This window comes from Microbacterium californiense (genome assembly GCF_047246625.1).
Lineage (GTDB): Bacteria > Actinomycetota > Actinomycetes > Actinomycetales > Microbacteriaceae > Microbacterium.
In genome coordinates this window covers 1,708,654-1,731,431 of sequence record NZ_JBFOKQ010000001.1, presented here as the reverse complement: position 1 = coordinate 1,731,431, position 22,778 = coordinate 1,708,654, and the positions used below count along the sequence as shown (strand labels likewise).

The following is a 22,778-nucleotide window of genomic DNA, read 5'->3' as shown; positions in this document are numbered from 1 at the left end:
CGCGAGCAGTGTTGCACCCCACATGATTGAAAGTTCAACGGTCGTCCCGGCGGCGACCGAGCGCACGCGAGTGCGAGTGCCCCTGCGCTTCGCCGACGGATACTCCACCACGGCCGACGTGGTCACCTTCGACGGACTCGTCGACGGACGCGAGCACCTGCTGCTGGGCCTCGGCGATTGGCAGGGCGCGCTCCTCCGCCAGGCGGCGGGTGGCGAAGCGCCGCTGGTGCGCCCGCACAGCGAATGCCTGACCGGCGACGTCTTCGGCTCGGAACGCTGCGACTGCGGTCCCCAGCTGCGCGAGGCCGTCGAGCGCATCGCCGAGGAGGGCGGCTTCCTCCTCTACCTGCGCCAGGAGGGCCGGGGCATCGGCCTCTACGCCAAGCTCGACGCGTACGCCCTCCAGGACGCGGGGCTCGACACCTACGAGGCCAACCTCGCCCTCGGCCACGGCGAGGACGAGCGCGACTACACGGTCGCGGCGCAGATGCTGGCCGCGGCGGGAGTGGACGGCATCCGCCTGCTCAGCAACAATCCCGACAAGGCGCGACAGCTCGAGGCCCTCGGCATCCGCGTCACCGCACACGTCCCCACCGCCGTGCACCTCTCCGAGGCCAACACCCGGTACCTCGAGGCGAAGCGCGACCACACCGCCCACACGCTCGACCTCTCGGCGGCGTGATGGCCGAGGCGGCGGGGGGACGGCATCCACGGCGTCTCGACGACGCCGAGATGGACGACTGGCTGCCCGTGATCCGCTTCGTGCAGCTGCTGCCGCAGGTGCTCGACCGGCGCCTGCGCGACGAGGTCGGCCTGAACCACGCCCGCTACGCCATCCTCATCATGCTCGCCGGGCAGGGCGGCGGGGCGGAGACCATGACCGAGCTCGCGCGCATCGCCGGACTCAGCCGCTCGCGCCTCAGCCATGCCCTTGACTCCCTCGAGGAGCGCGGCTGGGTGGAACGCACGGCCTGCGGCTCCGACAAGCGCACGCTCTCGGCGACACTGACCCCCGCCGGGCGAGAGGTGCTGCGCGAAGCCGCGCCCGTGCACGTCGCGCAGATCCGGGAGCTGGTGCTCGATCCGCTCAGCCCCGAGGAGCGAGTGCAGCTGTCGTCCATCCTCACGAAGCTGCTGCCGGGCGTCACCGACGCGCTGTAGCCCTGCCCCGGGGTTCGAGCCACCCCTCTTCCGTCGAGCCACCCTCTTCTGCGCTCGACGCAAAGGGGTGGCCCGGCGGGAAGGGGGTGGCTCGGCACCGGCGACGGACGAGGCGTTCTGCTCTGAGCAGAAACGATGGATGAGCGGCCGACCCGCGGCATACCGTGAGGCATGGCTGACATCGTCCCGTTCCCCCGCTCCGCGCCGGCGAACCACCCCGAGCCCCTGTGGCGGCATCTGCTCGGAGACCAGCTGCGCCGACGTCGGCACGACAGGTCCGAGACCCTCACCGAGACCGCCGAGAAGGCCGGCGTCTCCCCGCAGTACCTCTCCGAGGTCGAGCGCGGTCGCAAGGAGCCCTCGAGCGAGATGATCGCGGCCATCGCGGGCGCGCTCGACACGAACCTGCTCGAGCTCACCAGCGCCGTGGCCGGGGAGCTGCGCGGCACGGCGGCCCCGGCATCCGCCCGCGCCGCGGGGTTCGCCCTCGCGGCCTGAGCCCTTCGTCTCGTCGCTTCGCTCCTCGCTCAGGAACCGGAGGAGGGAACCGGAGGCGGGACTCGGGAACCGGAGGAGGGAACCGGAGGCGGGACTCGGGAACCCGGGATGCGCTCGCCCAGCACCGTGTCGATCAGGCCGTAGGCGAGGGCGCCGGATGCCGTGAACACGCGGTCGCGGTCGGTGTCGGCGCGCAGCTCACCGACGGTGCGGCCGCTGTGCCGGGCGAGGATGGCCTCCATGTCGGCCCGCACGCGCACGACCTCGTCGGCCGCGAGGATCAGGTCGGGGATCGCGCCCCGCGACTGCGCGGCGGGCTGATGCAGCACGATGCGCGCATGCGCCAGCGCCGCCCGCTCCCCCGGCGCTCCCGCGGCGACCAGCAGCGCGGCCGGTCCGATCGCCTGCCCGACGCAGGTCGTCGCGATGCGGGGCCGGATGTGCTGCATCGTGTCGTAGATCGCGAGGGCCGCCCCGGGATCGCCGCCCTCGCTGTGGATGTAGAACTGGATGCCGCTCTCGGGGCTGTCGGCGTCGAGGTGCAGCAGCTGCGCGATGAGCGCATTGGCGACGCCCGCGTCGATGCCGGTGCCCAGGTAGATCACGCGCTCGGCGAGCAGGTGCGAGTAGACGTCCATGACGCGTTCGCCGCGCGGATGCTGCGCGATGACGTTCGGGATCGTGTAGCTGCTCATGCGCCCGCCCCCAGTCCGACGCGCGCCCGGCGACGCGGCATCACGTCGGTCATCGACGACACGATCTCGTCGATGAACCCGTAGTCCCTGGCCTGCTCGGCCGTGTACCAGCGGTCGTGGAGCGAGTCCTCGAAGATGCGCTCGCGAGGCTGGCCCGTGTCGTCGGCGATGAGGCCCAGCACCGTGTCGCGCATGTGTCGGAGGTCGTCGGCCTGGGTCTCGATCTCGACCGCCGACCCGCCGATGCCGGCCGAGCCCTGGTGCATGAGGATGCGGGCGTGGGGTAGCGCGCGCCTCTTGCCCGGCGTTCCGGCCGACAGCAGGAACTGCCCGGCGCTGCAGGCGAGTCCGAGAGCGAGGGTGGAGACGTCGTTCGGGACCAGCCGCAGGAGGTCGCGGATCGCGAGCATCGACGGCACGGAGCCGCCGGGCGAGTGGATCCAGAGGGCGATGTCGGTGACGGGGTCTTCGGCCGACAACGTGAGCAGCTGCGTCATGAGCAGCGTGCCGTTGTCGTCGTCGAGCGCACCGTCGAGCACCAGCACGCGCTCGTGGAACAGCGCCCGGCGGGCCTCGGGACCGAACTGCCGGAGGGGGTTCTCTTCGTTCATGCCCCCAGCATCCGCCTCCGGCGACGGCCGCGTGCCATTCTCTGCCGGCAGCCGATCCGCTCTGGGCAGAGCAGACCCCGAGCGTGTCTACCCCGTAACACCCGCGACTCACGAGATGTCTACGCTCGACGCATGGCGACGCAGAAGGAACCGACCTGGTCGGAAGACGGCATCAACTTCCGCACGCGCAAGTGGGTGCGGCCGGAGGACCTCAACGCGAACGGCTCACTGTTCGGCGGGAGCCTGCTCAAGTGGATCGACGAGGAGGCCGCGATCTACGCGATCGTGCAGCTGGGCAACTACCGCGCGGTGACGAAGCACATCTCGGAGATCACCTTCGAAGCCTCGGCCGTGCAGGGCGATCTCATCGAGATCGGACTCACCGCCACGCACTTCGGCCGTACGTCTCTGACGATGCGCGCCGTCGCCCGCAACATGATCACGCGCAAGCGCATCCTGACGATCGACAAGATCGTGTTCGTGAGCCTCGACGAGGACGGTCACCCCACGCCGCACGGCTACACCGACATCACGTACAACCGTGACCGGATGCCGACCGAGCGGATCAGCACCGAGACCATCCGCCTGCCCAAGGTCTGAGCCGCAGCGACCCACCCCCTTACGCGCGAACCACCCCCTTACGCGCGAACCACCCCCTTGGACTCGTCGCGCAAGGGGGTGGGTCGGTCGGAAAGGGGTGGCTCGGCGGCGGTCTTGAGGGTCGCGAAGGCCGCAGCGAGGTCGGCGATGAGGTCGTCGGGGTGCTCGAGCCCGATCGACAGGCGCAGCACGTCGGCCGCCGGTCGCGCCTCCGCCGGCACCGGGCGGTGGGTGAGCGCGGCGGGATGCTGAATGAGCGAGTCGACCCCGCCGAGAGAGACCGCGTGCGTGAACAGCGAGGTGGCGGAGGCGACGGCGGATGCCGCGGCGTACCCTCCGCGCAGGCGCATCGAGATCATGGCGCCGGTGCCCCGCATCTGCCGGGCGACGATGCCGTGCGGATCGCCGTCGAGGCCGGGGTAGTACACCTCGGCGACCTCGGGCCGGTCGATCAGCCATTGCACGATGCGCATCGCGCTCTCCTGCTGCCGCTGCATCCGCACGGGCAGGGTCGTGAGCCCGCGGTGCAGGAGGTAGGCGCCGAGCGGATGCAGCAGGCCGCCCGTGACGGCGCGCACGCGGCGCAGCGCCTCGGCGGTCGCCTCTCCGCAGGCCACGACTCCGGCGATCACGTCGCCGTGCCCGCCCAGGTACTTCGTGGCGCTGTGCAGCGACATCGCGGCCCCGAGACCGAGGGGGTTCTGCAGCACCGGCGTCGCGAAGGTGTTGTCGACGACGACGGGCACCGCTCCCGCCTGACGGACCACCTCGGCGATGTCGGTGAGCTCGAGCGTCGGGTTGGCGGGCGTCTCGAGCACCACGAGTCCTGTGTCGGGGCGGATGCTCGCGGCCACGTCGTCCGGACCGCAGAAGGTCGTCTCGACTCCGAGCAGCCCGGATCCGAGCAGATGGTCGGTGCCGCCGTACAGCGGGCGCACCGCCACTACGTGGCTCATGCCCGCGGCATGCGTGTGCGCGAGGATCACGGCGGTCATCGCCGCCATGCCCGAGCCGAACGCGACCGAGGCTTCGGCGTGCTCCAGCTCGGCCAGCGCCTCCTCGAAGCGCGCGACGGTCGGGTTCCACAGCCGCGCGTAGACCATGCTGCCGTCGGCCGGCGGACGCCCGCCCGTGGCCATCGCCTCGTACGCGTCGCCGCCCCGCTCGACGTCCGGCAGCGGGTTCGTCGTCGAGAGGTCGATCGGGAGGGCGTGGACGCCGAGGTCGGCGAGGTCTCCCCGGCCGGTGTGGACGGCGACGGTGTCGGGATGCAGCGGCGCATTCATGCCTTCCACGTTGCCCGAATCGCAGCCCGAGCGCCCGCGATCGACAGCATCCGTCGTCGTGCGGAGCGAGATCGCTATTCTGAGCAACGAGGTACCGCCGGAAGGAGGCCACGTTGGCCAAACCGCAACCCGCCGCGCTCGACGAGACCGACCTCGAGCTGCTCGCCGTGCTCACCCGCGACGCCGAGCTGACGAACAAGGCCCTCGCCCGACGGCTGAACCTCGCCGAATCGACCTGTGCGCACCGCGTGCGTTCGCTGCGCGAGCGCGGGATCATCCGCGACACCCGCATCCGGGTCGACGAGGCGGCCCTCGGCTACCCGCTCCAGGCGATCATCAAGGTGCGCCTGGCGAATCACACGGGGCCGAAGGTGACCGCCCTGTTCGACGCGCTCGCGCGCATCCCGCGCGTGCTGCAGGTGTTCCACGTCGCCGGAGTCGACGACTTCCTCGTGCACGTCGCGGTGCAGGACGCGACGGCGCTCCGCGACATCGTGCTCGAGCACATCACCACGCACCCGATCGTGCGCGGCACCGAGACACAGCTCGTGTTCGAGCTGCGCGACGGCGCCGGTCTACTGGCCCGCTCCGCGCCTTCCGGTCGCAGGAACGGCTCTTCCCAGCCCTGAGAGCAGCCGTTCGTGCGACGGGAAGCGAAGCGCGCGGCGAAGCAGCCGTTCGCGCGACCGGAAGCGAAGCGCGCGTCGGAGCAGCCGTTCGTGCGACCGGAGACGAAGCGCGCGCGTCGGAGCAGCCGTTCGCGCAACGGGAGCGAACGCGACCGCGTCAGGAGACGACGGCGATCGTGCCCGTCGCGACCGACGGCGCCGCCGGGCGCACCGTTACGGATGCCGTGACCGGGGCGGTCGCGGTCGGCGCGGTCGGAACGCGCGCGGACCGTCGACCCCGGAGCGCGAGGACCGCCCGCATCAGCCCGCCGAACACGAGCATCGCGCCGAGCGCTCCGGCCGCGGCGAGCAGCGGCATCCACTCGTTCGCGAACGACGCGGTGAGGCTGAGGAGCGCGAACGGGATCCACACTCCGACCGCTCCCCCGCTCAGCCCGCCGGCTCCGCGCACGATCGCGACCCCCGCCACGATCGCGCACAGGATGGCGACGATCGCGCCCGCCCAGCCGATCGGAACCATCACTTCCGCCAGATCGCTGGCGATACCTGCTGTCGTCATGAAGACCCCCCGGTCTGCGGAACTTCCGCACTCTCTCGACAGTAGGAAATCGTACGCCGAACCCCATCCGTCTCACGCCTGATCGTCGTCATCCTCCGGGAGGATTCGCGCCGGAAGTCGGGACGCGCCCGCGGGTCAGCGACGGACGGATCGCCGCACGCCGCGGAGGGTCAGCCGCCGCCGGCGCGACGCGCGGGCGACCGGGATCGACTGGGTGATGACCGAGTCGACGACCATGGAGCCGTCGGTCGGACCCACGATCGCCATCGCCGAGGTCTCGGTCGCTTCGGCGGGCGCCACGGGGAGCTTCGCGAGCCCGCGATGGGCGCGGACGTATGCCGGGATGAGGAGCAGGATCGCGCCGACCCACGCCAGCGAGTTGCTCAGCGCGACGCCCGGGAACCCGATCCACGCGCCGAGCGCGATGGCCGCGACGACGCGCGCGACGAGCTCGATCACCCCGGTCACGGTCGGGATGAGGGTGTGGCCGAGTCCCTGCAGCGCGCCCCGGAGGACGAACAGGAGCCCCAGTGCCCAGTAGCCGGCGCCGTTGAGGATGAGCATCAGATGGGCGAGCCGGACGACCTCGTCGGAACCCTCGCCCACGAACACCCGGACCATGATCGAGCCGAAGGCGACGAGCAGGGCGCCCAGCACGACGGCCGAGCCGACGGCCATCCAGCAGGCCTGCACGACACCCCGGCGGATGCGGTCGGGGCGGCGGCCGCCGTGGTTCTGCGCCGTGTACATCGAGACGGCGAGACCGAGCGATGCGAGAAGCGCGACGGCGAGACTGTCGACGCGGGAGGCGGTGGTGTAGGCGGCGACCGCCTCCGCGCCCAGCGTGTTGAGCGCGACCTGCACCGTCAGGGTGCCGATCGCGATGATCGACGCCTGGAAGCCCATCGGCAGACCGAGGCGCAGGTGATCGGCGAGGTCGGCGCGGGTGATCCGCCAGTCCTCCCGGTGCAGGTGCAGCATCGGCAGGCGACGGCGCACGAATTCCACACACAGGATCACCGAGACCGCCTGGGCGATGACGGTCGCGAGCGCAGCACCGCCGACGCCCCAGTCCAGCGGTCCGACCAGGAGGATGACGAGGCCGACGTTCAGCGCGCACGAGATCGTGAGGAACACGAGCGGGGTGCGCGAGTCGCCGATGGCGCGGATGATCGCCGACAGGTAGTTGAAGAACATCGTCGCGCCGGCGCCCAGGAAGCTGATCTGGGTGAAGGTCGTCGCCTCGGCCATCAGCTCGGGCGGCGTCTGCAGCAGCGCGAGGATCGGTCCGGCGATGAGCGGCGCCACGACCGTGAGAACGACACTGGTCGCGCCGCTCAACGCCACTCCGGTCGCGACCGAGCGGCGCACTCCGGCATCGTCGCGCGCCCCGAACGCCTGCGCGATGGGGATCGCGAAACCGCTCGTCAGCCCCCAGGCGAAACCGAGCAGCAGGAACAGCAGGCTGCCGGTCGCGCCGACCGCGGCGAGGGACGTCACGCCGAGGTGCCGCCCGACGACGATCGCATCGGCGAACTGGTAGAGCTGCTGCACGATGTTGCCGAGCAGGAGAGGGACGGAGAAGGCCAGGATGACGCGCCAAGGACGGCCCGTCGTGAGGGAGGTGGGCATGGAGGGGAGCTCGCAGGGCTGGAGTTCGGATCGGGTCGGATGGGCACCGCGGAGTGCTGCCCGCCCAGTTTATCGAATCGTTTCGGCGACAGCATCCGAATCCTCTCGGGTCTTCCGTTCCCGTCATCGAGGCCGGCAGCATCCGCGCCCTCGGACGCGCGGATAGGGTGGGCGGATGAGCAGGTATCCGGCGACGATCGCGGAGGCCGTGGACCACGAGCTCGTCATCCGGAAGTCGCGGTTCCTCACCCACCTCGAGCCGGTCGGCTCCGTCGAGGAGGCGGAGGCGGTGATCGCCGGCATCCGCAAGACCGCGTGGGATGCCGCCCACAACTGCACCGCGATGGTGACGGGTCTGCGCGGCGAACAGGCCCGGTCGTCCGACGACGGCGAGCCCTCGGGAACCGCGGGGGTGCCCATGCTGGAGGTGCTGCGGCGACGCGAGCTGACCGACCTCGTCGCCGTCGTCACCCGGTACTTCGGCGGCGTGAAGCTCGGCGCCGGCGGGCTCGTGCGCGCCTACTCCACCGCCGTGTCCGAGGCGCTCGACCACGCTGCGCTCGTGCGTCGGATGGCCCTCACGCAGGTGCGGCTCGACGTCGACCACGCGGATGCCGGACGCTTCGACAATCTCCTGCGCGATTGGGCGGGACACCACGGCGCGACACTCGGATCACCCTCGTACGGAGCACTCGCCTCCCTCGAGGTGTGGGCGCCCGCCCCCGAGCTCGACGATCTGCGGCAGGCCGTCGCCTCGGCATCCGGCGGCGGTGTCATCCCGGTGGTGGGCGGCGAGCGCGTCGTCGACGTCCGCGCCTGACGGGAGGGATCAGCTGAGGCGGACGCCGTGCCGCAGACGGGTGCGCATGTCGAACAGCTCGTTGCCGCCGATCAGCCGCGACCCGGGCATGCCCGCGCGGAGCACGGTCGGCAGCGTGCTGCGCCGCACCACCAACACCGGCAGTCCGCGGATGGTGCCCAGCGGCGTCGCGGCCAGCGACAGGTCGTCGTCCGGGAGCACCACGATCGCGCCGCTGAAGCGCACCCCGGTCGCCCGCGCCACCGCCCGGATCTGCGCGAGCAGGGAGGTGACGGGAGCGCGGTGACCGAGAGTCGGTCCGGTGATCTCGCCACGCCGGAACCCGACGATCCCGCCGAAATCCGCCGACATGACCCCGAACAGGCCCGACGGGCCGAGCACGATGTGGTCCAGCCGGTCGACGGCATCCTCGTCTGCGTGCGCCTCGCCGCCGGCCGGGAGGCCGACACGGATGCCGTGCCACAGCGTGAAGCCCATGCCGAGGCCGGCCACGGCATCCGCGGTCGCCTCTTCGGCCAGAGCATCGGCGAGCAGCCGCCGGAGCGCCCGCGGCGCGGAGTGCACCAGGGCGGGTGCGTACGGATCGTCGACGTCGCGGCCCGCCCACTCCTGCAGCAGCGCGACGTAGCGCGCCCGCCGCCAGGCACCCGGAGCGCCGTACGAGGCGGGGCGCGGACGCGTGTCCTTCGCGGAGCGGGCAGGGGCTCGCCAGGCGTCGCCCCCGTCTCCCCCGCGGCGACGGTCGTACGACGAGCGGGCGTCCGGCGTGCCGACCAGCTCCCAGGCGTGCTGCACCCGGATGAACACCGCGGCATCGCCGCCCGTGTCGGGATGCGTCTCGCGCAGCCGCAGACGGTACGCGCGTCGCAGGGCCTCGTCGTCGATGTCGGCAGCGACCCCGAGGACCTCGTACGCCGAGGCCGAGAGCGGGCTGTCGAACATCCCTCCAGCGTAGCCGCGCCCCTCGCTCCGCTTCCTGAAGGCAGGCACCGGGACCCCGTTCCCGACACCGTTGACAGTGCTATCAAACCGGTTTACACTCGCTGCCATACCCCGAGGAGGCGGCATGGGTCGCACGACGATCGCCGACGTGGCGCGCGAGGCCGGCGTGACCAAGGCCACGGTCTCGCACGCCCTCAGCGGCAAGCGGCCCATCTCCGACGACACCCGCGCCAAGGTGCTCGCCGCGGCCGACCGCCTCGGATGGGTGCCCAGTCAGAGCGCGCGCGCCCTGGCCACCCGGCGGGCGAACGCCGTCGCCGTCGTCCTGGCCCGCGACCCCGAGGTCATCGCGAACGACTCGTTTTTCCCGGCCTTCATCGCCGGCGTCGAGTCGGTGCTCGCCGAGAGCGAGACGGCCCTGCTGCTGCAGGTCGTCCCCGACCGCGCCGCCGAGGAGCGCGCCTACCGGGCGCTCATGCACGGCCGCGCCGACGGCGCCCTGCTGCTCGACCTGCGTCACGACGACTGGCGCGTCCCCTTCCTCGACGAGCTCGGTCTGCCCACCGTGCTCGTCGGAGCGTACGAGCAGCCGTCGCCGTTCTCGTGCGTGCGGACCGACGACGCCGCCCCGGTGCACGAGATCATCGCCCACCTGCGCACCCGGGGTCACGAGCGCATCGCGCACGTCTCGGGCCCGCTCGACTACGTGCACTCCCGCGCTCGCGCCGACGCGTACATCGACGCGATGGGCGACGACGCGCTGCTGCGCGAGGGCGACTTCACGGCGGCGAGCGGGCGCGACCTCACCGCGCAGCTGCTCGACCTGCCCGAGCGCCCGACCGCGATCCTGTACTCGAACGACACCATGGCGATCGCCGGACTCTCGCTCGCCCGCGCTCGGGGACTCCGCATCCCGGAGGACCTCGCGATCTCGGGCTTCGACGACGACCACCTGTCGGCCCACCTCTCCCCCGCCCTGACGAGCGTCTCGTCGGACCCGGCCGCCCGGGGCCGCGCCGCCGCCCGCATCCTGCGCGACGTCTCGCTCGGCGCCGACCCGCGCACCGAGGTCGTCGACTGCAACGTCGTGCACTTCCGCGCGAGCACCGCCTGACCCGAGGACCCGCAAGAACCGCACCACCGATCGTGTCGAGGAGGACACCATGAAGAAGATCCGAGCCGCCGCTCTCATCGGCGCCGTCGCGCTCGTCGCCACCGGATGCTCGGCGGGCGGCGGAGGCGACTCCGGCTCGTCGGGCGGCACCGGCCCCGTCGACATCTGGCTCTCGAACAACGAGCAGGAGGTCGCCTGGGGCACCGCCGTCGTCGACGCGTGGAACGCCGAGCATCCCGACGAGAAGGTCACCGCGCAGGAGATCCCAGCCGGGTCCTCCTCGGAGGAGGCCATCACCGCCGCGATCACCGCCGGCACCGCTCCCTGCCTCGTCTACAACGTCGCTCCCGCGGCCGTCTCGGGCTGGGTGAAGCAGGGCGGCCTCGTCGATCTCTCCACCTTCGACGACGGCGCCGACTACATCACCGAGCGCGGCGGCGACGTCGAGTCGTACCAGACCGACGACACGTACTACCAGGTGCCGTGGAAGTCGAACCCCGTGATGGTCATGTACAACAAGGCGCTGTTCCAGGCCGCGGGTCTCGACCCCGAGAACCCGGGCATGAACACCTACGACTCCTTCCTCGAGGGGTCCCGGGCGATCGTCGACTCCGGGGTGCAGAGCGCGATCTGGCCGTCCCCGACGAGCGAGTTCTTCCAGCCGTGGTTCGACTTCTACCCGCTGTACCTGGCCGAGACCGACGGCACCATGCTCGTCGAAGACGGCAAGGCCACGTTCGACGACGACGCCGGTCGCACGGTGTCGGAGTTCTGGTCGACGATCTACACGGAGAAGCTCGCCCCGAACGAGGCCGCCACCGACGACGCGATGTCGTCGGGCAACACGGCGATGCAGCTCGCCGGGCCGTGGGCCATCCCCTCGTACGCCGAGACGGTCGACGTGGGCTTCATGCCCGTTCCCACCAGCGACGGCCGCGAGAACCCCACGACGTTCGCCGACTCGAAGAGCGTGTCGATGTTCACGTCATGCGAGAACCAGGCGACGGCGTGGGAGTTCCTGAAGTTCTCCACCAGCATGGACAACGACGGCCAGCTGCTCGAGCTCACCGGGCAGATGCCGATGCGCACGGCCCTCGCCGACACCTACGCCGACTACTTCACCGAGAACCCGGACTACCTCGCGTTCGCGGAGCAGGCGGAGGCCACGGCCGATGTTCCCAGCATCCCCAACTCCGTCGAGGCGTGGCAGGCGTTCCGCGACGAATACTCCTCGGCGGTCATCTTCGGCAAGGAGTCGGTCGACGACTTCCTGAGCACGGCGGCGACGAAGATCGATGAGCTCGTCGCCGAGTGACACCCTGACGGGGACCCGTCGGTTGCGCACCCGCTGGCTGGGTGCGCAACCGCTGGGCGGCCTGTTCGCGCTGCCGTACTTCGTGTTCGTGCTCGCGATCTTCGCCTACCCGCTGGGGTTCGCGATCTACATCGCGTTCCACGACTACTTCTTCACCGCGCCGGGCGCCGAGGTCGACCGGCCGTTCGTCGGGTTCGACAACTTCGTGACGGTCCTCACCGACCCGCGGGTGCTGGAGGCGTTCCGCAACACCCTGGTGTTCCTCGTCATCAACGTGCCGCTGACCGCGGTGCTCGCCCTGGTCCTCGCGGCGGCTCTGAACACCGGCATCCGCTGGGTGGCGGTCTACCGGGTCGCGTTCTACGTGCCGTACCTGACGGCGAGCGTCTCGCTCGTCGGCGTGTGGATGCTGCTGTTCTCCGGGAACGGACTCATCAACACGATCCTCGGACCGCTCGCCCCCGATCCGTCGTGGCTGGTGAACAGCGGTCTCGCGATGCCGATGATCGCCCTCTACGTCACGTGGAAGCAGCTCGGGTTCTACATCCTGCTGTACCTGGCCGCGCTCCAGAACGTGCCACGCGAACTGTATGAGTCGGCCGAGACCGACGGCGCCGGCGCCTTCGCCCGGTTCTGGAACGTCACGGTGCCCGGTGTGCGCAGCGCCACCACCCTCGTGCTCATCCTGTCGATCATCACCGGCGCCAACCTCTTCACCGAGCCCTACCTGCTCACGAACGGCGGCGGTCCCGACGGCGCCTCCACCACCCCGGTGCTGTTGATCTACCAACTGGGCATCCAGCAGCAGAACCCCGACACCGCGGCGGCCATCGGCATGATCCTCGTCATCCTGGTCGGGATGCTGTCGCTCGCCGCCAACCGAGCCACGAGGGAGCGATGATGCGCCGCCGACGTTCACTGCCCAGGATCCTGAGCCTCATCCTGCTCACGGTCGCCGCGATCGGGTTCGCGTTCCCGTTCTACTTCATGCTGGTCGGGGCGTTCCAGGAGAGCCCGACGAACTCGCCGAGCGAGCTGCTGCCGACGAGCGGGTGGACGGTCGACAACTTCGTCGCCATCGACTCCCGCATCGACCTGGCGGGATCGCTCCTGAACTCGCTGATCTTCACGCTGGGCGTGCTCCTCGGCACCGTGGTGTTCGGGCTCCTCGCCGGGTACGCGCTCGCCCGGCTCGACTTCCGCGGCCGGGGCGTCGTCTGGGTGCTGATGCTGCTCGTGCAGATGGTGCCGTTCCAGCTGCTCATGATCCCGCTCTACGTGCAGATCACGCGCAGCTACGGCCTCGGCGACTCGTACCTGGGCATGATCCTGCCGTTCCTCATCAACACGACGGCGGTGTTCATCTTCACCCAGTTCTTCCGGGCGCTTCCCGTCGAGATCTTCGAGGCCGCGCGCATCGACGGCGCGGGCGAGCTGCGCACGCTGTTCTCGGTCGCGGTGCCGCTGATCCGACCCGTGCTCGTCACCGTCGTGCTGGTCACGTTCATCGGCCCCTGGAACGAGTTCCTCTGGCCCTTCCTCATCACGAAGGACGCCTCGCTGCAGCCGCTCGCGGTGTCACTCGCGAACTACATCTCGAACGTCGCGCAGTCGACGGCGAACCCGAACGGCGCGATCCTCGCCGGCGCCACCGCGCTCGCGTTCCCGGTCGTGATCCTGTTCTGCATCTTCCAGCGCTTCTTCACCGCCACCGACCTCGGCGCCGCCGTCAAGGGCTAGGCGCCCGCCGTCGCTCATCAGAAAGGGCATCCATGTTCACCGGAGCATCCTTCCCCCTCGGTCCCTTCACGCCGTACGAGGGCAACCCGATCCTGCGTCCCCGCGGCGACAGCTGGGAGTCGGCGAACCTCTACAACCCCGCGGCGCTCGTCGACGGCGATGAGGTGGTGCTGCTGTACCGGGCCCACGCCGACGACATCGTGTCGCACATCGGCATGGCGCGGTCGCGGGACGGCGTGACCTTCACCCGCGAGGACGCGCCGATCCTCTCGCCGTCCGAGGACTACGAGCGCTTCGGCTGCGAGGATCCGCGCGTCGCGCTGATCGACGGCACGTACTACCTCACCTACACGGGATGGGACCGCCACAGCGCGCAGCTCTGTCTGGCGACCTCGACCGACCTGCGCACCTGGACGAAGCACGGCCCCCTCTTCGAGGACTTCGACACGTTCAAGACCCTCGATCCGCGCGGCTTCAACTGGTCGAAGGCGGGGGTGATCGTGCCGCAGCGCATGCAGGGGAAGTGGTGGATGTACTTCGGCGAGGGCGCGATCTACTGGGCCACGAGCGACGACCTGCTGCACTGGACCCCGGGCACCCCCGACACCGAGCCGATGTACTCCCCCACGCCGGGCACGTGGGACGAGGCGCTCGTCGAGATCGGCACCTCGCCGGTTCTCAGCGACAACGGCCTGCTCGTGATGCTGACCAACGGCGCGACACGCGTGGTGCACGACGACGGCTCGGTCGACGTCGACTACCGCTGCGGTCAGATCGCGATCAATCCGGACGAGCCCACCCGGGTGATCGCCCGGCTGCAGGAGCCGTGGCTGCGCCCCCAGACCTTCGAGGACCGGCACGGACTCGTCTCGAACGTGACGTTCGTCGAGGGGCTGGTGAAGTTCGAGGGCCGGTGGTTCGCGTACTACGGGCAGTCCGACACGACCCTCGCCGTCGCCATCCACGATCCGGCGGAGCCCTGGGGCCGCGCTCTGCGCGACGGCGACGCGTAGGCCCGGCGCGCGCGGCATCCGTCCTGCGCACGGTCGGGACGGATGCCGCGGCGACACGCCGTACTTTTGAATCACTCAAAATAACCGATAGGGTCGTGGACATGGACACAGACCTCGACTCGGCGCTGCATGACGCCGGGCTGCGTGCGACCGCGGGCCGCGTCGCCGTGCTCGAGGCCCTGGACTCCATGGCCCACACGGATGCGGAGCGGATCTTCCGCGCCGTCTCCGACGTGCTCCCGACGACATCGATCCAGTCGGTGCACAACATCCTCACGGACCTGACGACGGCCGGCCTCATCCGCCGCATCGAACCGGCAGGCTCCGCGGCGCTGTACGAACGGCGCATCGACGACAACCATCACCACATCGTCTGCACCGCCTGCGGGGCGGTCGGCGACGTGGACTGCGTGGTCGGCGAAGCGCCGTGCCTCACCCCGTCCTCGACGGGGGGATTCACCGTCCAGACCGCCGAAGTCACCTTCTGGGGCCTCTGCCCCAGTTGCCAGCACGCCGCGCAGTGACCTGACGCGCCCGCCCCGCCTCCGCCCGGAGAGAGGGCTGTCCATCGCGCCTGCGCACAGAAGGAGAGAACCATGACGAAACCCGCCACCACGACCCAGACCGGCACCCCGGTCGCGAGCGACGCGCACTCGCTCACCGTCGGAGCCGACGGCCCCACCGTCCTCCACGACCGCTACCTCGTCGAGAAGCTGGCCTCCTTCAACCGCGAGCGCGTGCCGGAGCGCAACCCGCACGCCAAGGGCGGCGGCGCCTTCGGCGAGTTCGTCGTCACCGAGGACGTCTCGGCCTACACCCGCGCGGCCGCCTTCCAGCCGGGCGCGGTGAGCGAGACGCTGCTGCGCTTCTCCTCCGTCGCCGGCGAGCAGGGCTCCCCCGACACCTGGCGCGACGTGCGCGGCTTCGCCCTGCGCTTCTACACGAGCGAGGGCAACCTCGACATCGTCGGCAACAACACCCCCACGTTCTTCCTGCGTGACGCGATGAAGTTCCCCGACTTCATCCACTCGCAGAAGCGCCTCGGCGACTCCGGACTGCGCGACTCCGACATGCAGTGGGACTTCTGGACCCTCTCGCCCGAGACCGCCCACCAGGTCACCTACCTCATGGGCGACCGCGGCCTGCCCCGCAGCTGGCGGCACATGAACGGCTACGGCTCGCACACCTACCAGTGGGTCAACGCCGCCGGCGAGCGCTTCTGGGTGCAGTACCACTTCCTCTCCCGTCAGGGCGTCGAGGCGATGAGCCCCGAAGAAGCCGAGAAGCTGGCCGGATCGGATGCCGACTACTACCGTCGCGACCTGTTCGACGCGATCACCCGCGGCGAGCACCCGGCGTGGGACGTCTACGTGCAGATCATGCCGTACGACGAGGCCAAGGAGTACCGCTTCAACCCGTTCGACCTCACCAAGACGTGGTCGAAGAAGGACTACCCGCGCATCAAGGTCGGCACGTTCACGCTGAACCGCAACCCGCAGAACTTCTTCGCCGAGATCGAGCAGGCGGCGTTCTCGCCCGGCAACCAGGTTCCCGGCACGGGCATCTCGCCCGACAAGATGCTCATGGCCCGCGTGTTCGCGTACTCCGACGCGCAGCGCTACCGCATCGGCGCGAACTACAACCAGCTGCCGGTGAACCAGCCGCACGCGGCCGAGACGCGCAACTACATGCACGAGGGCCAGATGCAGTACCGGTTCAACCCGGCCGAGCACCGGGTCTACACGCCGAACTCCTTCGGCGCGGCCGGTGGCCCCGAGGCCGACCCGCAGGCCGGCGTCGAGGCGAGCTGGGAGTCGGACGGCGAGCTCATGCGCTCCGCCGCCACCCTGCACCTCGACGACGACGACTTCGGTCAGGCGGGCACGCTGTACCGCGTCGTCTTCGACGACGACCAGCGCGCCCGGTTCATCGACGTGCTGACCGGCCAGGGCCGTTCGATCACGATCGACGCGATCCGCGAGCGCTTCTTCCAGTACTGGACGAACGTCGACGCGGCCCTCGGCGAGACGCTGCGCACCCGCGTCTGAGCGTCGTCGGCTGACGGCATCCGCTGAACCGGGGGCCGACACGACAGATGCAGGACCGTTTCAACGATTCGGTCCGACATCTGGCGTGTCGACCCCCGTTCTGTACTACCCGGGTTCCTGGGCGGACGAAGCGAGACGAACGGCCGTCCCGCAGGAGGAAGATGGATGCCGTGGCTGTTCCTCTCTCCGACATCACCCGCATGCCCGAACCGCAGCAGGTCTACGCGGCCGACGGCACGCGCCTCGCGACGTACACCTGGGGCGAGCCGGATGCGCCGGTCGTCGTGGCCGTGCACGGCTTCGCCTCGAGCGCCCGCGACAACTGGGTCCTGACCGGATGGGTGCGCGAGCTCACGAAGGCGGGGTACCGCGTGCTGGCGCTCGACCAGCGCGGCCACGGACTCAGCGAGAAGCCGCACCGGTCCGAGGACTACCGCATCCGCACGCTGGTGACCGACGTCGAGAGCGTGATGGACACGTACCTCGTCGACGACGCCTTCTACCTGGGCTACTCGCTCGGAGCCCGGGTCGGCTGGGAGGTCGTGCGCGACCTGCCGCACCGCATCGGCCGCGCCGTGCTCGGCGGGGTGCCCGACGGCATCCCTCTCGCGCGCCTCGATCTGGACCAGGTGCGGGCGTACCTCGCCGACGGCACACCCGTCGCCGACCCGACCACGCAGAACTACATCGCCCTCACGGAGCGGGTGCCGGGCAACGACCTGCGTGCGCTCGTCGCCCTCGCCGAGGGTCTGCGTTCATCCGGCGCGATCGACCCCGATCCGGAGGATGCTCCGACCCGGCCGATCCTGTTCGCGACCGGGTCGAAGGACGCCATCATCGAGGGCTCGCGCGCCCTGGCATCCGCCGCCCCCGACGCGCGCTTCTTCGAGATCTCCGACCGCAACCACTTCACCGCCCCGGGCTCGCGGGCGTTCAAGGAGGCCACGGTCGCGTTCTTCGCCGGGGCCTGACGCGCGGCGCATCGCTCCCTGAAGGAGAACACCGCGATCGCAGGAGCCTCTGCCGCGAAGGCGCCTTCCTTTCGCGTGATCTCCTTCCTTTCGCGTGACGGATGGCCCGTCTCGCTCCGCCCGCTCAGGAACCGGGAGCCGCCGGTTCCGCCGGGGTCTCCTCCCGCGGCGGGCGCAGCACGAACCAGGCCGTCGGCCCGATGACGGGAAGCAGCACGATGACGAGGAACCACATCAGGAAGCGGATGCCGGTGACCCGGCGATCGCGCAGGGCCGAGACGACGGCGATCACCGTGTATGCGCACGCGGCGACCCACACCGAGCTGAAGATCACGTCGTAGGCGGTCGGGATGAGGGGGTTCGGTGACATGTGCGTCGACTCCTCGTCGTCGGAGGGCTTGAAGTTCCCGGTCCCTGAGCGAGGAGCCAAGCGACGAGACGAAGGGCGCCGCGTGGGCCCGCCCTTCGTCTCGCTCCGCTCGCTCAGGAACCGACGGCGGCGTCCTCGCGCTTGGGCAGCACCCATCCGGCGCGCGGGAAGTGGCACGTGTATCCGTTGGGGTACTTGATCAGGTAATCCTGGTGCTCCGGCTCGGCCTCCCAGAACGGGCCGGCGGGCTCGATCGTGGTCACGGCCTTCGCCGGCCACAGCCCGGAGGCGTCGACGTCGGCGATGGTGTCGCGGGCGACCTGCTCCTGCTCGGGGGTGAGCGGGAAGATCGCCGAACGGTAGCTTGACCCGATGTCGTTGCCCTGACGGTTCAGGGTCGACGGGTCGTGGATCTGGAAGAAGAACGCCAGGATGTCGCGATACGTGGTCTTCGACGGATCGAAGACGATCTCGACCGCCTCGGCGTGACCCGGGTGGTTGCGGTACGTCGCGTGGTCGTTCTGACCGCCCGTGTACCCGACGCGGGTGTCGAGCACGCCGGGCTGGCGGCGGATCAGGTCTTCCATGCCCCAGAAGCAGCCGCCGGCGAGGACGGCGGTCTCGGTGCCGGGGGTGCGGGTGATGGTTCCGGTGTCGTCGGTCATGACTGCTCCTCGGAGTCGTGGGTGGTGGTGCCGTCGAAGAGGCCGCTGTAGCGACCGTACCCCTCCTGCTCGAGCTTGTCGGCGGGGATGAAGCGCAGAGCGGCGGAGTTCATGCAGTACCGCAGGCCTCCCGCATCGCGCGGGCCGTCGTCGAAGACGTGGCCGAGGTGGCTGTCGGCACCGGTGGAACGAGCCTCGGTGCGGGTCATGAACAGCGTGCGGTCGGTACGGGTCGTGACAGCATCCGCATCGATGGGCTTGGTGAAGCTCGGCCATCCCGTGCCGCTGTCGTACTTGTCGGTCGACGAGAAGAGGGGCTGGCCCGAGACGACGTCGACGTAGATGCCGTCGTCGTGGTTGTTCCAGTAGGCGTTGCGGAAGGGGGGCTCGGTGGCGTCCTCCTGCGTGACCTCGTACTGCAGGTGCGTGAGGTCGCTCACGGCCCCGGGCGTCTTGCGGAAGTCGTTCGACATGGTGTGTCTCCTTTGTCCGACGCGGCTGGCTGCGGCGTCATAGAGCACAACCGGCGAGGCCTCCGTTTTGGTCCCGCGGGGCTGGGAGCGGGCTGGGAGTTTTCGGTCCGGGAGCGTCGAGAAGGAGGTCGGTCGAGGGTCAGGCGGCGGCGCGCACCACGTCGAGGTTGCGGACCACCGTGCGCACGGCATCCTGCGCCGTGACGTCGTCCGGGCGACGCGCGACCTTGACTCCGAGCCACGGGACGTCTCCGGCCGCGGCGAGCGCCGCGTGCACGTGGGCGTCGTCGAGGAGCGACGCCGATGCGGGGTGCGTCGAGGCGATCGGCAGGTGGGCGTCGATCCACGCGTAGCCGTAGGGGCCGGCGACGGGAGCGGCACCCGAGAAGGCCAGTCCGCGGAGGAGACCGGATGCCGCGGCGGCGGCGATCTGGGCAGTGACGGCATCCGCGTCGCGCAGCTCGATGGCCGAGCGCCCCCAGTTGAGCCACAGTCCGATCGGCGCGCCGCTGTCACTGATCGCCTCGATCTCGGTCTCGAGCGGGAGGAAGCCCTTCTCGTGCGGCTGACCGGGCACGGCGGCATCGCAGTGCTCGATCACGAGCTGCGCTCCCCGCCAGTCCCACGAGGCGATCTCGTCGAGCGAGCGTCGCAGGCTCGATGCGTCGCCGGCGACCTGCGGAGCGGTGTGCAGCGTGACCACGGCGACAAAAGCGGCGGTCTCGTCGTCGATCCGCGCGGCGTCGGAGGCCACCCGGCGCAGGTCTGCGAGGGCGGCGGTGCGGCCCTCGGCGTCGGCCGACGCGATCCCGTACGCCGGGTTCTGCGACACGCGTCCCATGACGAAGGGGATCGGCGTGAGCGCGAGCGGCACGGCCGGCACGTGGGCGAGGAACCACGACTCGTCGTGCGGATGCACGCCGCCCATCCACGGCACCTCGAGCCCGGCAACACCGGGCAGGGCGCACAGGGCGGGCAGCAGCTCGGACTCGAGCACCGGATCCCACTGCGCGTGCGCGGGCGAGACCGGGTAGGCGCTGACGAGGAGGGGCGCGGTCATCGGCGGATTCCTTCGATCTCGGTCACGAACCAGGAGGTGATGCTCGCGGGGTGCGTGATCGCGGTCCCCACGCACACGGACGCGGCTCCCGCCGAGAGGGCGGCCGCCGCCTGGGCCGGGGTGTGGATGCGGCCCTCCGCCATGATGGGCAGCGCGCAGCGCTCGGCGATGAGCCGGATGAGCTCGAGATCCGGGCCGTCCGTGCGCGTCCTCTCGCCGGTGTAGCCCGACAGGGTCGTGCCGAGGATGTCGACGCCCGCCTGCTCGGCCGCGATCGCGTCGTCGACAGATCCGCAGTCGGCCATGATTAGCGCGTCGGTGCGCTCGCGCAGCCCGCGGACGGTCTCGGCGAGGGTCAGCCCGTCGGCGCGGGGTCGGCGCGTGCCGTCGATCGCGACCACGTCGGCCCCGGCATCCGCCACGGCGATCGCGTGCTCGAGGCTGGGCGTGATGAACACGTCGCCCTCGCCGTCCTTCCACAGCCCGATGACGGGGACCGGCAGGTCGGCGACGGCCCGGATGTCGGCGATGCCCTGCACGCGGATGCCGGCCGCCCCTCCGCGCAGGGCCGACGCGGCGACCTGCGCCATGGTGCGGGGGTCGCGCATGGGTTCGCCGGGGTACGCCTGGCACGACACGACGAGTCCGCCGCGCAGTCGGTCGATGACGTCGTCGGGTCTCACGGGTTCTTCCTCCAGGCGGATCCGGCGGCTCCCCGCAGCGGAGCGTCATCGCCGAGCGTACCGGCGAGCAGCGGGGTGTTCTGCAGCGCGTCGATGGCCTCGCGGGCATAGGCGTCGCGGAGCGGACGCCACCACGGCTCGCCGATGTTCGGCACGCCGCCGGTCAGCACCACGACCTCCGGGTCGATCAGCGTCGCGGCGCCCGCGATCGCCCGGCCGACCGCGGCGGCCGACTCCGACAGCGCACGCGACGCGATCGGGTCTCCGCCCGCGGCCGCGGCGGCCACGCCTCGGGCGTCGGGGACGGCCGGATCGCCGCCGAGCGACAGGAAGTGCCGGTGCATGCCGATCCCGGAGCCGAGCGCCTCGAGATGACCGAAGCGACCGCAGGGGCAGCGCAGGTGCTCGGCTCCCGGGATCGGGACGTGCGCGATCTCCCCTCCGACGTGGTGCGCCCCGCGGACCACGTCGCCGTCGAGGATCACACCCGACCCGACGCCCGTGCCCACGGCGACCACGAGCGCGCTCGACGCCGCGGCGGCCGCGCCGTGCCGGAACTCCCCCACCGCGTGCGCATCGACGTCGTTCTGCACCGCGACCACGGCGTCCTCGGGCAGGAGGTCGGCCAGTCCGCGGCGCACCAGCTCGGCGACGGGCGTGCCGGGCCAGTCGGCGAAGGTGTCGGTGGCCGACACGATCGTCCCCGAACCGGCATCCACGATGCCCGCGGTGCCGATGCCGACGCCGACGAGACTCTCGCCGTCTGCGGTGAGGACGCTGCGCGCGAGCGACACGACCGTGTCGATCACCGCCTGCGGGCCGGCGGATGCCGGGGTCGGCGCCGTGACGCGCCGCCGCAGCACGTCGTCCCGATCGGCGACGGCCACGGCGGTCTTGGTGCCGCCGATGTCGACGGCCAGCACGACCTCGGGCATCACGCGGAGGCGACGGGGAGCAGACCCAGCTCGTCGAGGATGCCGACGATGCGCTCGACGGCGACGGGGTCGAGGCTCTGCACGGTGTCGGCCATGCGTGGGTGGTCGATCAGCCCCCGGGCGTGCATGGCCGCCTTGAAGGCGCCGACGCCGGTGGCATCGCCCGACAGACCCTGCGGCTGGAAGACGATGTCGAACAGGCGGTTCACCCGCTCCTGCTCCGACCGCGCGGTCTCCCAGTCACCCAGGGTCGCAGCATCCCACAGGCGCACGTAGCCGGCGGCCTCGACGTTCGCGAGCCCCGGCACGACGCCGTCGGCCCCGGCCAGCGCCATCGCGTCGACGACGACCTCGTGCCCGGTGAGGAGCTGCAGCGGGTGACCCGCGGCCGCGTTCGCGGCGACGAGACGGCGGAACGAGACGTCGTCGCCCGACGAGTCCTTCACGCCCTGGATGACGCCTTCCCGACCCAGTCCGATCAGCAGGTCGACGCCCAGCTTCGAGTGCACCCGCACTGGGACGTCGTAAGCCCACAGCGGCACCTCGATCGCCGCGGCGATGGCGCGGAAGTGGTCGGCCACCTCCGCCGCGGAGTTCAGCGTGTACAGCGGCGCCGTCGTCACGACGGCCTGCGCCCCGGCGGCCACGAGGCGCCGGGCGACCTCGATGATGCGGGGGGCGGTGAGCTCGATCGCACCGGCGATGATCGGCACGCGACCCGCGGCGGCACGGGAGATCGTGCCGAGCACCTCGACCCGCTGGTCGTCGGTGAGGTAGGCGGTCTCGCCGGTGGAGCCGAGGGCGAACAGGCCCGAGACACCCTCCGCGATCAGACGATCGACGAGGCGCTCGAGCGAGGCGTGGTCGACCGTGCCGTCGAGCAGCAGCGGGGTGGCGACGGGCGGGACGACGCCGGAGAAGACGGGGGCGGGGGTGACGGTGGGCATGTGTGGGATTC

At 70.9% G+C, this 22,778-nt stretch carries 27 protein-coding genes; 14 read left to right on the top strand and 13 right to left on the bottom strand.

Annotated features, from left to right (window positions below; translation table 11 throughout):
• Positions 1–22 precede the first annotated feature (22 nt).
• The 3 genes from AB3M82_RS08210 to AB3M82_RS08200 all read left to right on the top strand — a co-directional run bounded on the left by AB3M82_RS08210 (position 23) and on the right by AB3M82_RS08200 (position 1,659).
• Entirely contained in the window at positions 23–682 is a 660-nt protein-coding gene (locus AB3M82_RS08210; RefSeq protein WP_412956961.1) for a GTP cyclohydrolase II, read from the top strand.
• Positions 682–1,161, top strand: a complete 480-nt coding sequence (locus AB3M82_RS08205; RefSeq protein ID WP_412956959.1) for a MarR family winged helix-turn-helix transcriptional regulator — start codon at positions 682–684, stop codon at positions 1,159–1,161. Before AB3M82_RS08210 ends, AB3M82_RS08205 begins: the two co-directional genes overlap by 1 nt.
• 171 nt (positions 1,162–1,332) lie before the next feature.
• Positions 1,333–1,659, top strand: coding sequence for a helix-turn-helix domain-containing protein (locus AB3M82_RS08200; protein WP_412956958.1), 327 nt, complete (start codon positions 1,333–1,335; stop codon positions 1,657–1,659).
• A gap of 29 nt (positions 1,660–1,688) precedes the next feature.
• On the opposite strand, the gene AB3M82_RS08195 is transcribed toward AB3M82_RS08200, so the two are convergent.
• Positions 1,689–2,354: a ClpP family protease gene (locus AB3M82_RS08195; RefSeq protein WP_412956956.1), complete on the bottom strand. Its 666-nt coding sequence runs from the start codon at positions 2,352–2,354 to the stop codon at positions 1,689–1,691.
• Complete coding sequence (locus AB3M82_RS08190) at positions 2,351–2,965, bottom strand: ClpP family protease (RefSeq protein WP_412956954.1); 615 nt, start codon at positions 2,963–2,965, stop codon at positions 2,351–2,353. The genes AB3M82_RS08195 and AB3M82_RS08190 overlap by 4 nt, the downstream gene beginning before the upstream one ends.
• Positions 2,966–3,097: 132 nt before the next feature.
• On the opposite strand from AB3M82_RS08190, the gene AB3M82_RS08185 reads away from it, so the two are divergent.
• Complete coding sequence (locus tag AB3M82_RS08185; RefSeq protein WP_412956953.1) at positions 3,098–3,565, top strand: acyl-CoA thioesterase; 468 nt, start codon at positions 3,098–3,100, stop codon at positions 3,563–3,565.
• Positions 3,566–3,603: 38 nt separating this feature from the next.
• On the opposite strand, the gene AB3M82_RS08180 is transcribed toward AB3M82_RS08185, so the two are convergent.
• Entirely contained in the window at positions 3,604–4,851 is a 1,248-nt protein-coding gene (locus AB3M82_RS08180; protein WP_412956952.1) for a trans-sulfuration enzyme family protein, read from the bottom strand.
• A gap of 113 nt (positions 4,852–4,964) precedes the next feature.
• Between AB3M82_RS08180 and AB3M82_RS08175 the strand changes: the two genes are divergently transcribed.
• A complete protein-coding gene (locus tag AB3M82_RS08175; protein WP_412956950.1) occupies positions 4,965–5,480 on the top strand; it encodes an Lrp/AsnC family transcriptional regulator in 516 nt (171 codons plus the stop codon).
• A gap of 157 nt (positions 5,481–5,637) precedes the next feature.
• On the opposite strand, the gene AB3M82_RS08170 is transcribed toward AB3M82_RS08175, so the two are convergent.
• Positions 5,638–6,039: a hypothetical protein gene (locus tag AB3M82_RS08170; protein WP_412956949.1), complete on the bottom strand. Its 402-nt coding sequence runs from the start codon at positions 6,037–6,039 to the stop codon at positions 5,638–5,640.
• 135 nt (positions 6,040–6,174) lie between these two features.
• Complete coding sequence (locus AB3M82_RS08165; protein ID WP_412956948.1) at positions 6,175–7,671, bottom strand: MATE family efflux transporter; 1,497 nt, start codon at positions 7,669–7,671, stop codon at positions 6,175–6,177.
• Positions 7,672–7,846: 175 nt separating this feature from the next.
• Here AB3M82_RS08165 and AB3M82_RS08160 point away from each other — a divergent pair, with 175 nt between their 5' ends.
• Positions 7,847–8,491 (top strand): IMPACT family protein, encoded by a 645-nt coding sequence (locus tag AB3M82_RS08160; protein ID WP_412956947.1) that lies wholly within the window; start codon positions 7,847–7,849, stop codon positions 8,489–8,491.
• Between the two features lie 9 nt (positions 8,492–8,500).
• On the opposite strand, the gene AB3M82_RS08155 is transcribed toward AB3M82_RS08160, so the two are convergent.
• Positions 8,501–9,433, bottom strand: coding sequence for a DnaJ domain-containing protein (locus tag AB3M82_RS08155; protein WP_412956945.1), 933 nt, complete (start codon positions 9,431–9,433; stop codon positions 8,501–8,503).
• A gap of 124 nt (positions 9,434–9,557) precedes the next feature.
• On the opposite strand from AB3M82_RS08155, the gene AB3M82_RS08150 reads away from it, so the two are divergent.
• The 8 genes from AB3M82_RS08150 (at position 9,558) to AB3M82_RS08115 (ending at position 17,634) form a co-directional block, all read left to right on the top strand.
• Positions 9,558–10,547, top strand: coding sequence for a LacI family DNA-binding transcriptional regulator (locus tag AB3M82_RS08150; RefSeq protein WP_412956944.1), 990 nt, complete (start codon positions 9,558–9,560; stop codon positions 10,545–10,547).
• Between the two features lie 49 nt (positions 10,548–10,596).
• Positions 10,597–11,862: an extracellular solute-binding protein gene (locus AB3M82_RS08145; RefSeq protein WP_412956941.1), complete on the top strand. Its 1,266-nt coding sequence runs from the start codon at positions 10,597–10,599 to the stop codon at positions 11,860–11,862.
• Complete coding sequence (locus AB3M82_RS08140; protein WP_412956940.1) at positions 11,843–12,763, top strand: carbohydrate ABC transporter permease; 921 nt, start codon at positions 11,843–11,845, stop codon at positions 12,761–12,763. The genes AB3M82_RS08145 and AB3M82_RS08140 overlap by 20 nt, the downstream gene beginning before the upstream one ends.
• Complete coding sequence (locus AB3M82_RS08135) at positions 12,760–13,602, top strand: carbohydrate ABC transporter permease (protein ID WP_412956938.1); 843 nt, start codon at positions 12,760–12,762, stop codon at positions 13,600–13,602. Before AB3M82_RS08140 ends, AB3M82_RS08135 begins: the two co-directional genes overlap by 4 nt.
• Positions 13,603–13,634: 32 nt before the next feature.
• Positions 13,635–14,615, top strand: a complete 981-nt coding sequence (locus AB3M82_RS08130; protein WP_412956936.1) for a glycoside hydrolase family 130 protein — start codon at positions 13,635–13,637, stop codon at positions 14,613–14,615.
• A 101-nt stretch (positions 14,616–14,716) separates the two neighbouring features.
• Entirely contained in the window at positions 14,717–15,139 is a 423-nt protein-coding gene (locus AB3M82_RS08125) for a Fur family transcriptional regulator (RefSeq protein WP_412956935.1), read from the top strand.
• A 72-nt stretch (positions 15,140–15,211) separates the two neighbouring features.
• Positions 15,212–16,663 carry a catalase gene (locus AB3M82_RS08120; protein WP_412956933.1) on the top strand — a complete coding sequence of 484 codons (1,452 nt, stop codon included), beginning with the start codon at positions 15,212–15,214 and terminating at the stop codon, positions 16,661–16,663.
• Between the two features lie 161 nt (positions 16,664–16,824).
• The gene (locus AB3M82_RS08115; protein WP_412956931.1) at positions 16,825–17,634 is read left to right on the top strand and encodes an alpha/beta fold hydrolase; all 810 of its coding nucleotides are present in this window, start codon (positions 16,825–16,827) and stop codon (positions 17,632–17,634) included.
• Between the two features lie 124 nt (positions 17,635–17,758).
• Here the strand turns inward: AB3M82_RS08115 and AB3M82_RS08110 are convergent, their stop codons facing one another.
• From AB3M82_RS08110 to AB3M82_RS08080, 7 genes are all read right to left on the bottom strand, one after another.
• Complete coding sequence (locus AB3M82_RS08110; RefSeq protein WP_412956930.1) at positions 17,759–18,004, bottom strand: PLD nuclease N-terminal domain-containing protein; 246 nt, start codon at positions 18,002–18,004, stop codon at positions 17,759–17,761.
• Between the two features lie 113 nt (positions 18,005–18,117).
• Positions 18,118–18,669 carry a peptide-methionine (S)-S-oxide reductase MsrA gene (gene msrA, locus AB3M82_RS08105; protein ID WP_412956929.1) on the bottom strand — a complete coding sequence of 184 codons (552 nt, stop codon included), beginning with the start codon at positions 18,667–18,669 and terminating at the stop codon, positions 18,118–18,120.
• Entirely contained in the window at positions 18,666–19,142 is a 477-nt protein-coding gene (msrB, locus tag AB3M82_RS08100) for a peptide-methionine (R)-S-oxide reductase MsrB (protein WP_412956928.1), read from the bottom strand. The genes msrA and msrB overlap by 4 nt, the downstream gene beginning before the upstream one ends.
• Before the next feature lie 139 nt (positions 19,143–19,281).
• Positions 19,282–20,202 (bottom strand): DUF4862 family protein, encoded by a 921-nt coding sequence (locus tag AB3M82_RS08095; RefSeq protein ID WP_412956927.1) that lies wholly within the window; start codon positions 20,200–20,202, stop codon positions 19,282–19,284.
• Positions 20,199–20,885 (bottom strand): N-acetylmannosamine-6-phosphate 2-epimerase, encoded by a 687-nt coding sequence (locus tag AB3M82_RS08090; protein ID WP_412956926.1) that lies wholly within the window; start codon positions 20,883–20,885, stop codon positions 20,199–20,201. The genes AB3M82_RS08095 and AB3M82_RS08090 overlap by 4 nt, the downstream gene beginning before the upstream one ends.
• Positions 20,882–21,820 carry an ROK family protein gene (locus AB3M82_RS08085; protein ID WP_412956924.1) on the bottom strand — a complete coding sequence of 313 codons (939 nt, stop codon included), beginning with the start codon at positions 21,818–21,820 and terminating at the stop codon, positions 20,882–20,884. Before AB3M82_RS08085 ends, AB3M82_RS08090 begins: the two co-directional genes overlap by 4 nt.
• The gene (locus AB3M82_RS08080) at positions 21,820–22,767 is read right to left on the bottom strand and encodes a dihydrodipicolinate synthase family protein (protein WP_412956922.1); all 948 of its coding nucleotides are present in this window, start codon (positions 22,765–22,767) and stop codon (positions 21,820–21,822) included. The genes AB3M82_RS08085 and AB3M82_RS08080 overlap by 1 nt, the downstream gene beginning before the upstream one ends.
• Positions 22,768–22,778: the final 11 nt, after the last annotated feature.

Coding starts and splice junctions, on each gene's coding strand:
- AB3M82_RS08160 (WP_412956947.1), top strand. CDS start 7,847: ATGAGCAGGTATCCGGCGACGATCGCGGAGGCCGTGGACCACGAGCTC.
- AB3M82_RS08210 (WP_412956961.1), top strand. CDS start 23: ATGATTGAAAGTTCAACGGTCGTCCCGGCGGCGACCGAGCGCACGCGA.
- AB3M82_RS08145 (WP_412956941.1), top strand. CDS start 10,597: ATGAAGAAGATCCGAGCCGCCGCTCTCATCGGCGCCGTCGCGCTCGTC.
- AB3M82_RS08130 (WP_412956936.1), top strand. CDS start 13,635: ATGTTCACCGGAGCATCCTTCCCCCTCGGTCCCTTCACGCCGTACGAG.
- AB3M82_RS08085 (WP_412956924.1), bottom strand. CDS start 21,820: ATGCCCGAGGTCGTGCTGGCCGTCGACATCGGCGGCACCAAGACCGCC.
- AB3M82_RS08190 (WP_412956954.1), bottom strand. CDS start 2,965: ATGAACGAAGAGAACCCCCTCCGGCAGTTCGGTCCCGAGGCCCGCCGG.
- AB3M82_RS08140 (WP_412956940.1), top strand. CDS start 11,843: ATGAGCTCGTCGCCGAGTGACACCCTGACGGGGACCCGTCGGTTGCGC.
- AB3M82_RS08155 (WP_412956945.1), bottom strand. CDS start 9,433: ATGTTCGACAGCCCGCTCTCGGCCTCGGCGTACGAGGTCCTCGGGGTC.
- AB3M82_RS08135 (WP_412956938.1), top strand. CDS start 12,760: ATGATGCGCCGCCGACGTTCACTGCCCAGGATCCTGAGCCTCATCCTG.
- AB3M82_RS08170 (WP_412956949.1), bottom strand. CDS start 6,039: ATGACGACAGCAGGTATCGCCAGCGATCTGGCGGAAGTGATGGTTCCG.
- AB3M82_RS08180 (WP_412956952.1), bottom strand. CDS start 4,851: ATGAATGCGCCGCTGCATCCCGACACCGTCGCCGTCCACACCGGCCGG.
- AB3M82_RS08150 (WP_412956944.1), top strand. CDS start 9,558: ATGGGTCGCACGACGATCGCCGACGTGGCGCGCGAGGCCGGCGTGACC.
- AB3M82_RS08205 (WP_412956959.1), top strand. CDS start 682: ATGGCCGAGGCGGCGGGGGGACGGCATCCACGGCGTCTCGACGACGCC.
- AB3M82_RS08115 (WP_412956931.1), top strand. CDS start 16,825: ATGGATGCCGTGGCTGTTCCTCTCTCCGACATCACCCGCATGCCCGAA.
- AB3M82_RS08165 (WP_412956948.1), bottom strand. CDS start 7,671: ATGCCCACCTCCCTCACGACGGGCCGTCCTTGGCGCGTCATCCTGGCC.
- AB3M82_RS08185 (WP_412956953.1), top strand. CDS start 3,098: ATGGCGACGCAGAAGGAACCGACCTGGTCGGAAGACGGCATCAACTTC.
- AB3M82_RS08110 (WP_412956930.1), bottom strand. CDS start 18,004: ATGTCACCGAACCCCCTCATCCCGACCGCCTACGACGTGATCTTCAGC.
- AB3M82_RS08120 (WP_412956933.1), top strand. CDS start 15,212: ATGACGAAACCCGCCACCACGACCCAGACCGGCACCCCGGTCGCGAGC.
- AB3M82_RS08195 (WP_412956956.1), bottom strand. CDS start 2,354: ATGAGCAGCTACACGATCCCGAACGTCATCGCGCAGCATCCGCGCGGC.
- AB3M82_RS08200 (WP_412956958.1), top strand. CDS start 1,333: ATGGCTGACATCGTCCCGTTCCCCCGCTCCGCGCCGGCGAACCACCCC.
- msrB (WP_412956928.1), bottom strand. CDS start 19,142: ATGTCGAACGACTTCCGCAAGACGCCCGGGGCCGTGAGCGACCTCACG.
- AB3M82_RS08125 (WP_412956935.1), top strand. CDS start 14,717: ATGGACACAGACCTCGACTCGGCGCTGCATGACGCCGGGCTGCGTGCG.
- AB3M82_RS08095 (WP_412956927.1), bottom strand. CDS start 20,202: ATGACCGCGCCCCTCCTCGTCAGCGCCTACCCGGTCTCGCCCGCGCAC.
- msrA (WP_412956929.1), bottom strand. CDS start 18,669: ATGACCGACGACACCGGAACCATCACCCGCACCCCCGGCACCGAGACC.
- AB3M82_RS08080 (WP_412956922.1), bottom strand. CDS start 22,767: ATGCCCACCGTCACCCCCGCCCCCGTCTTCTCCGGCGTCGTCCCGCCC.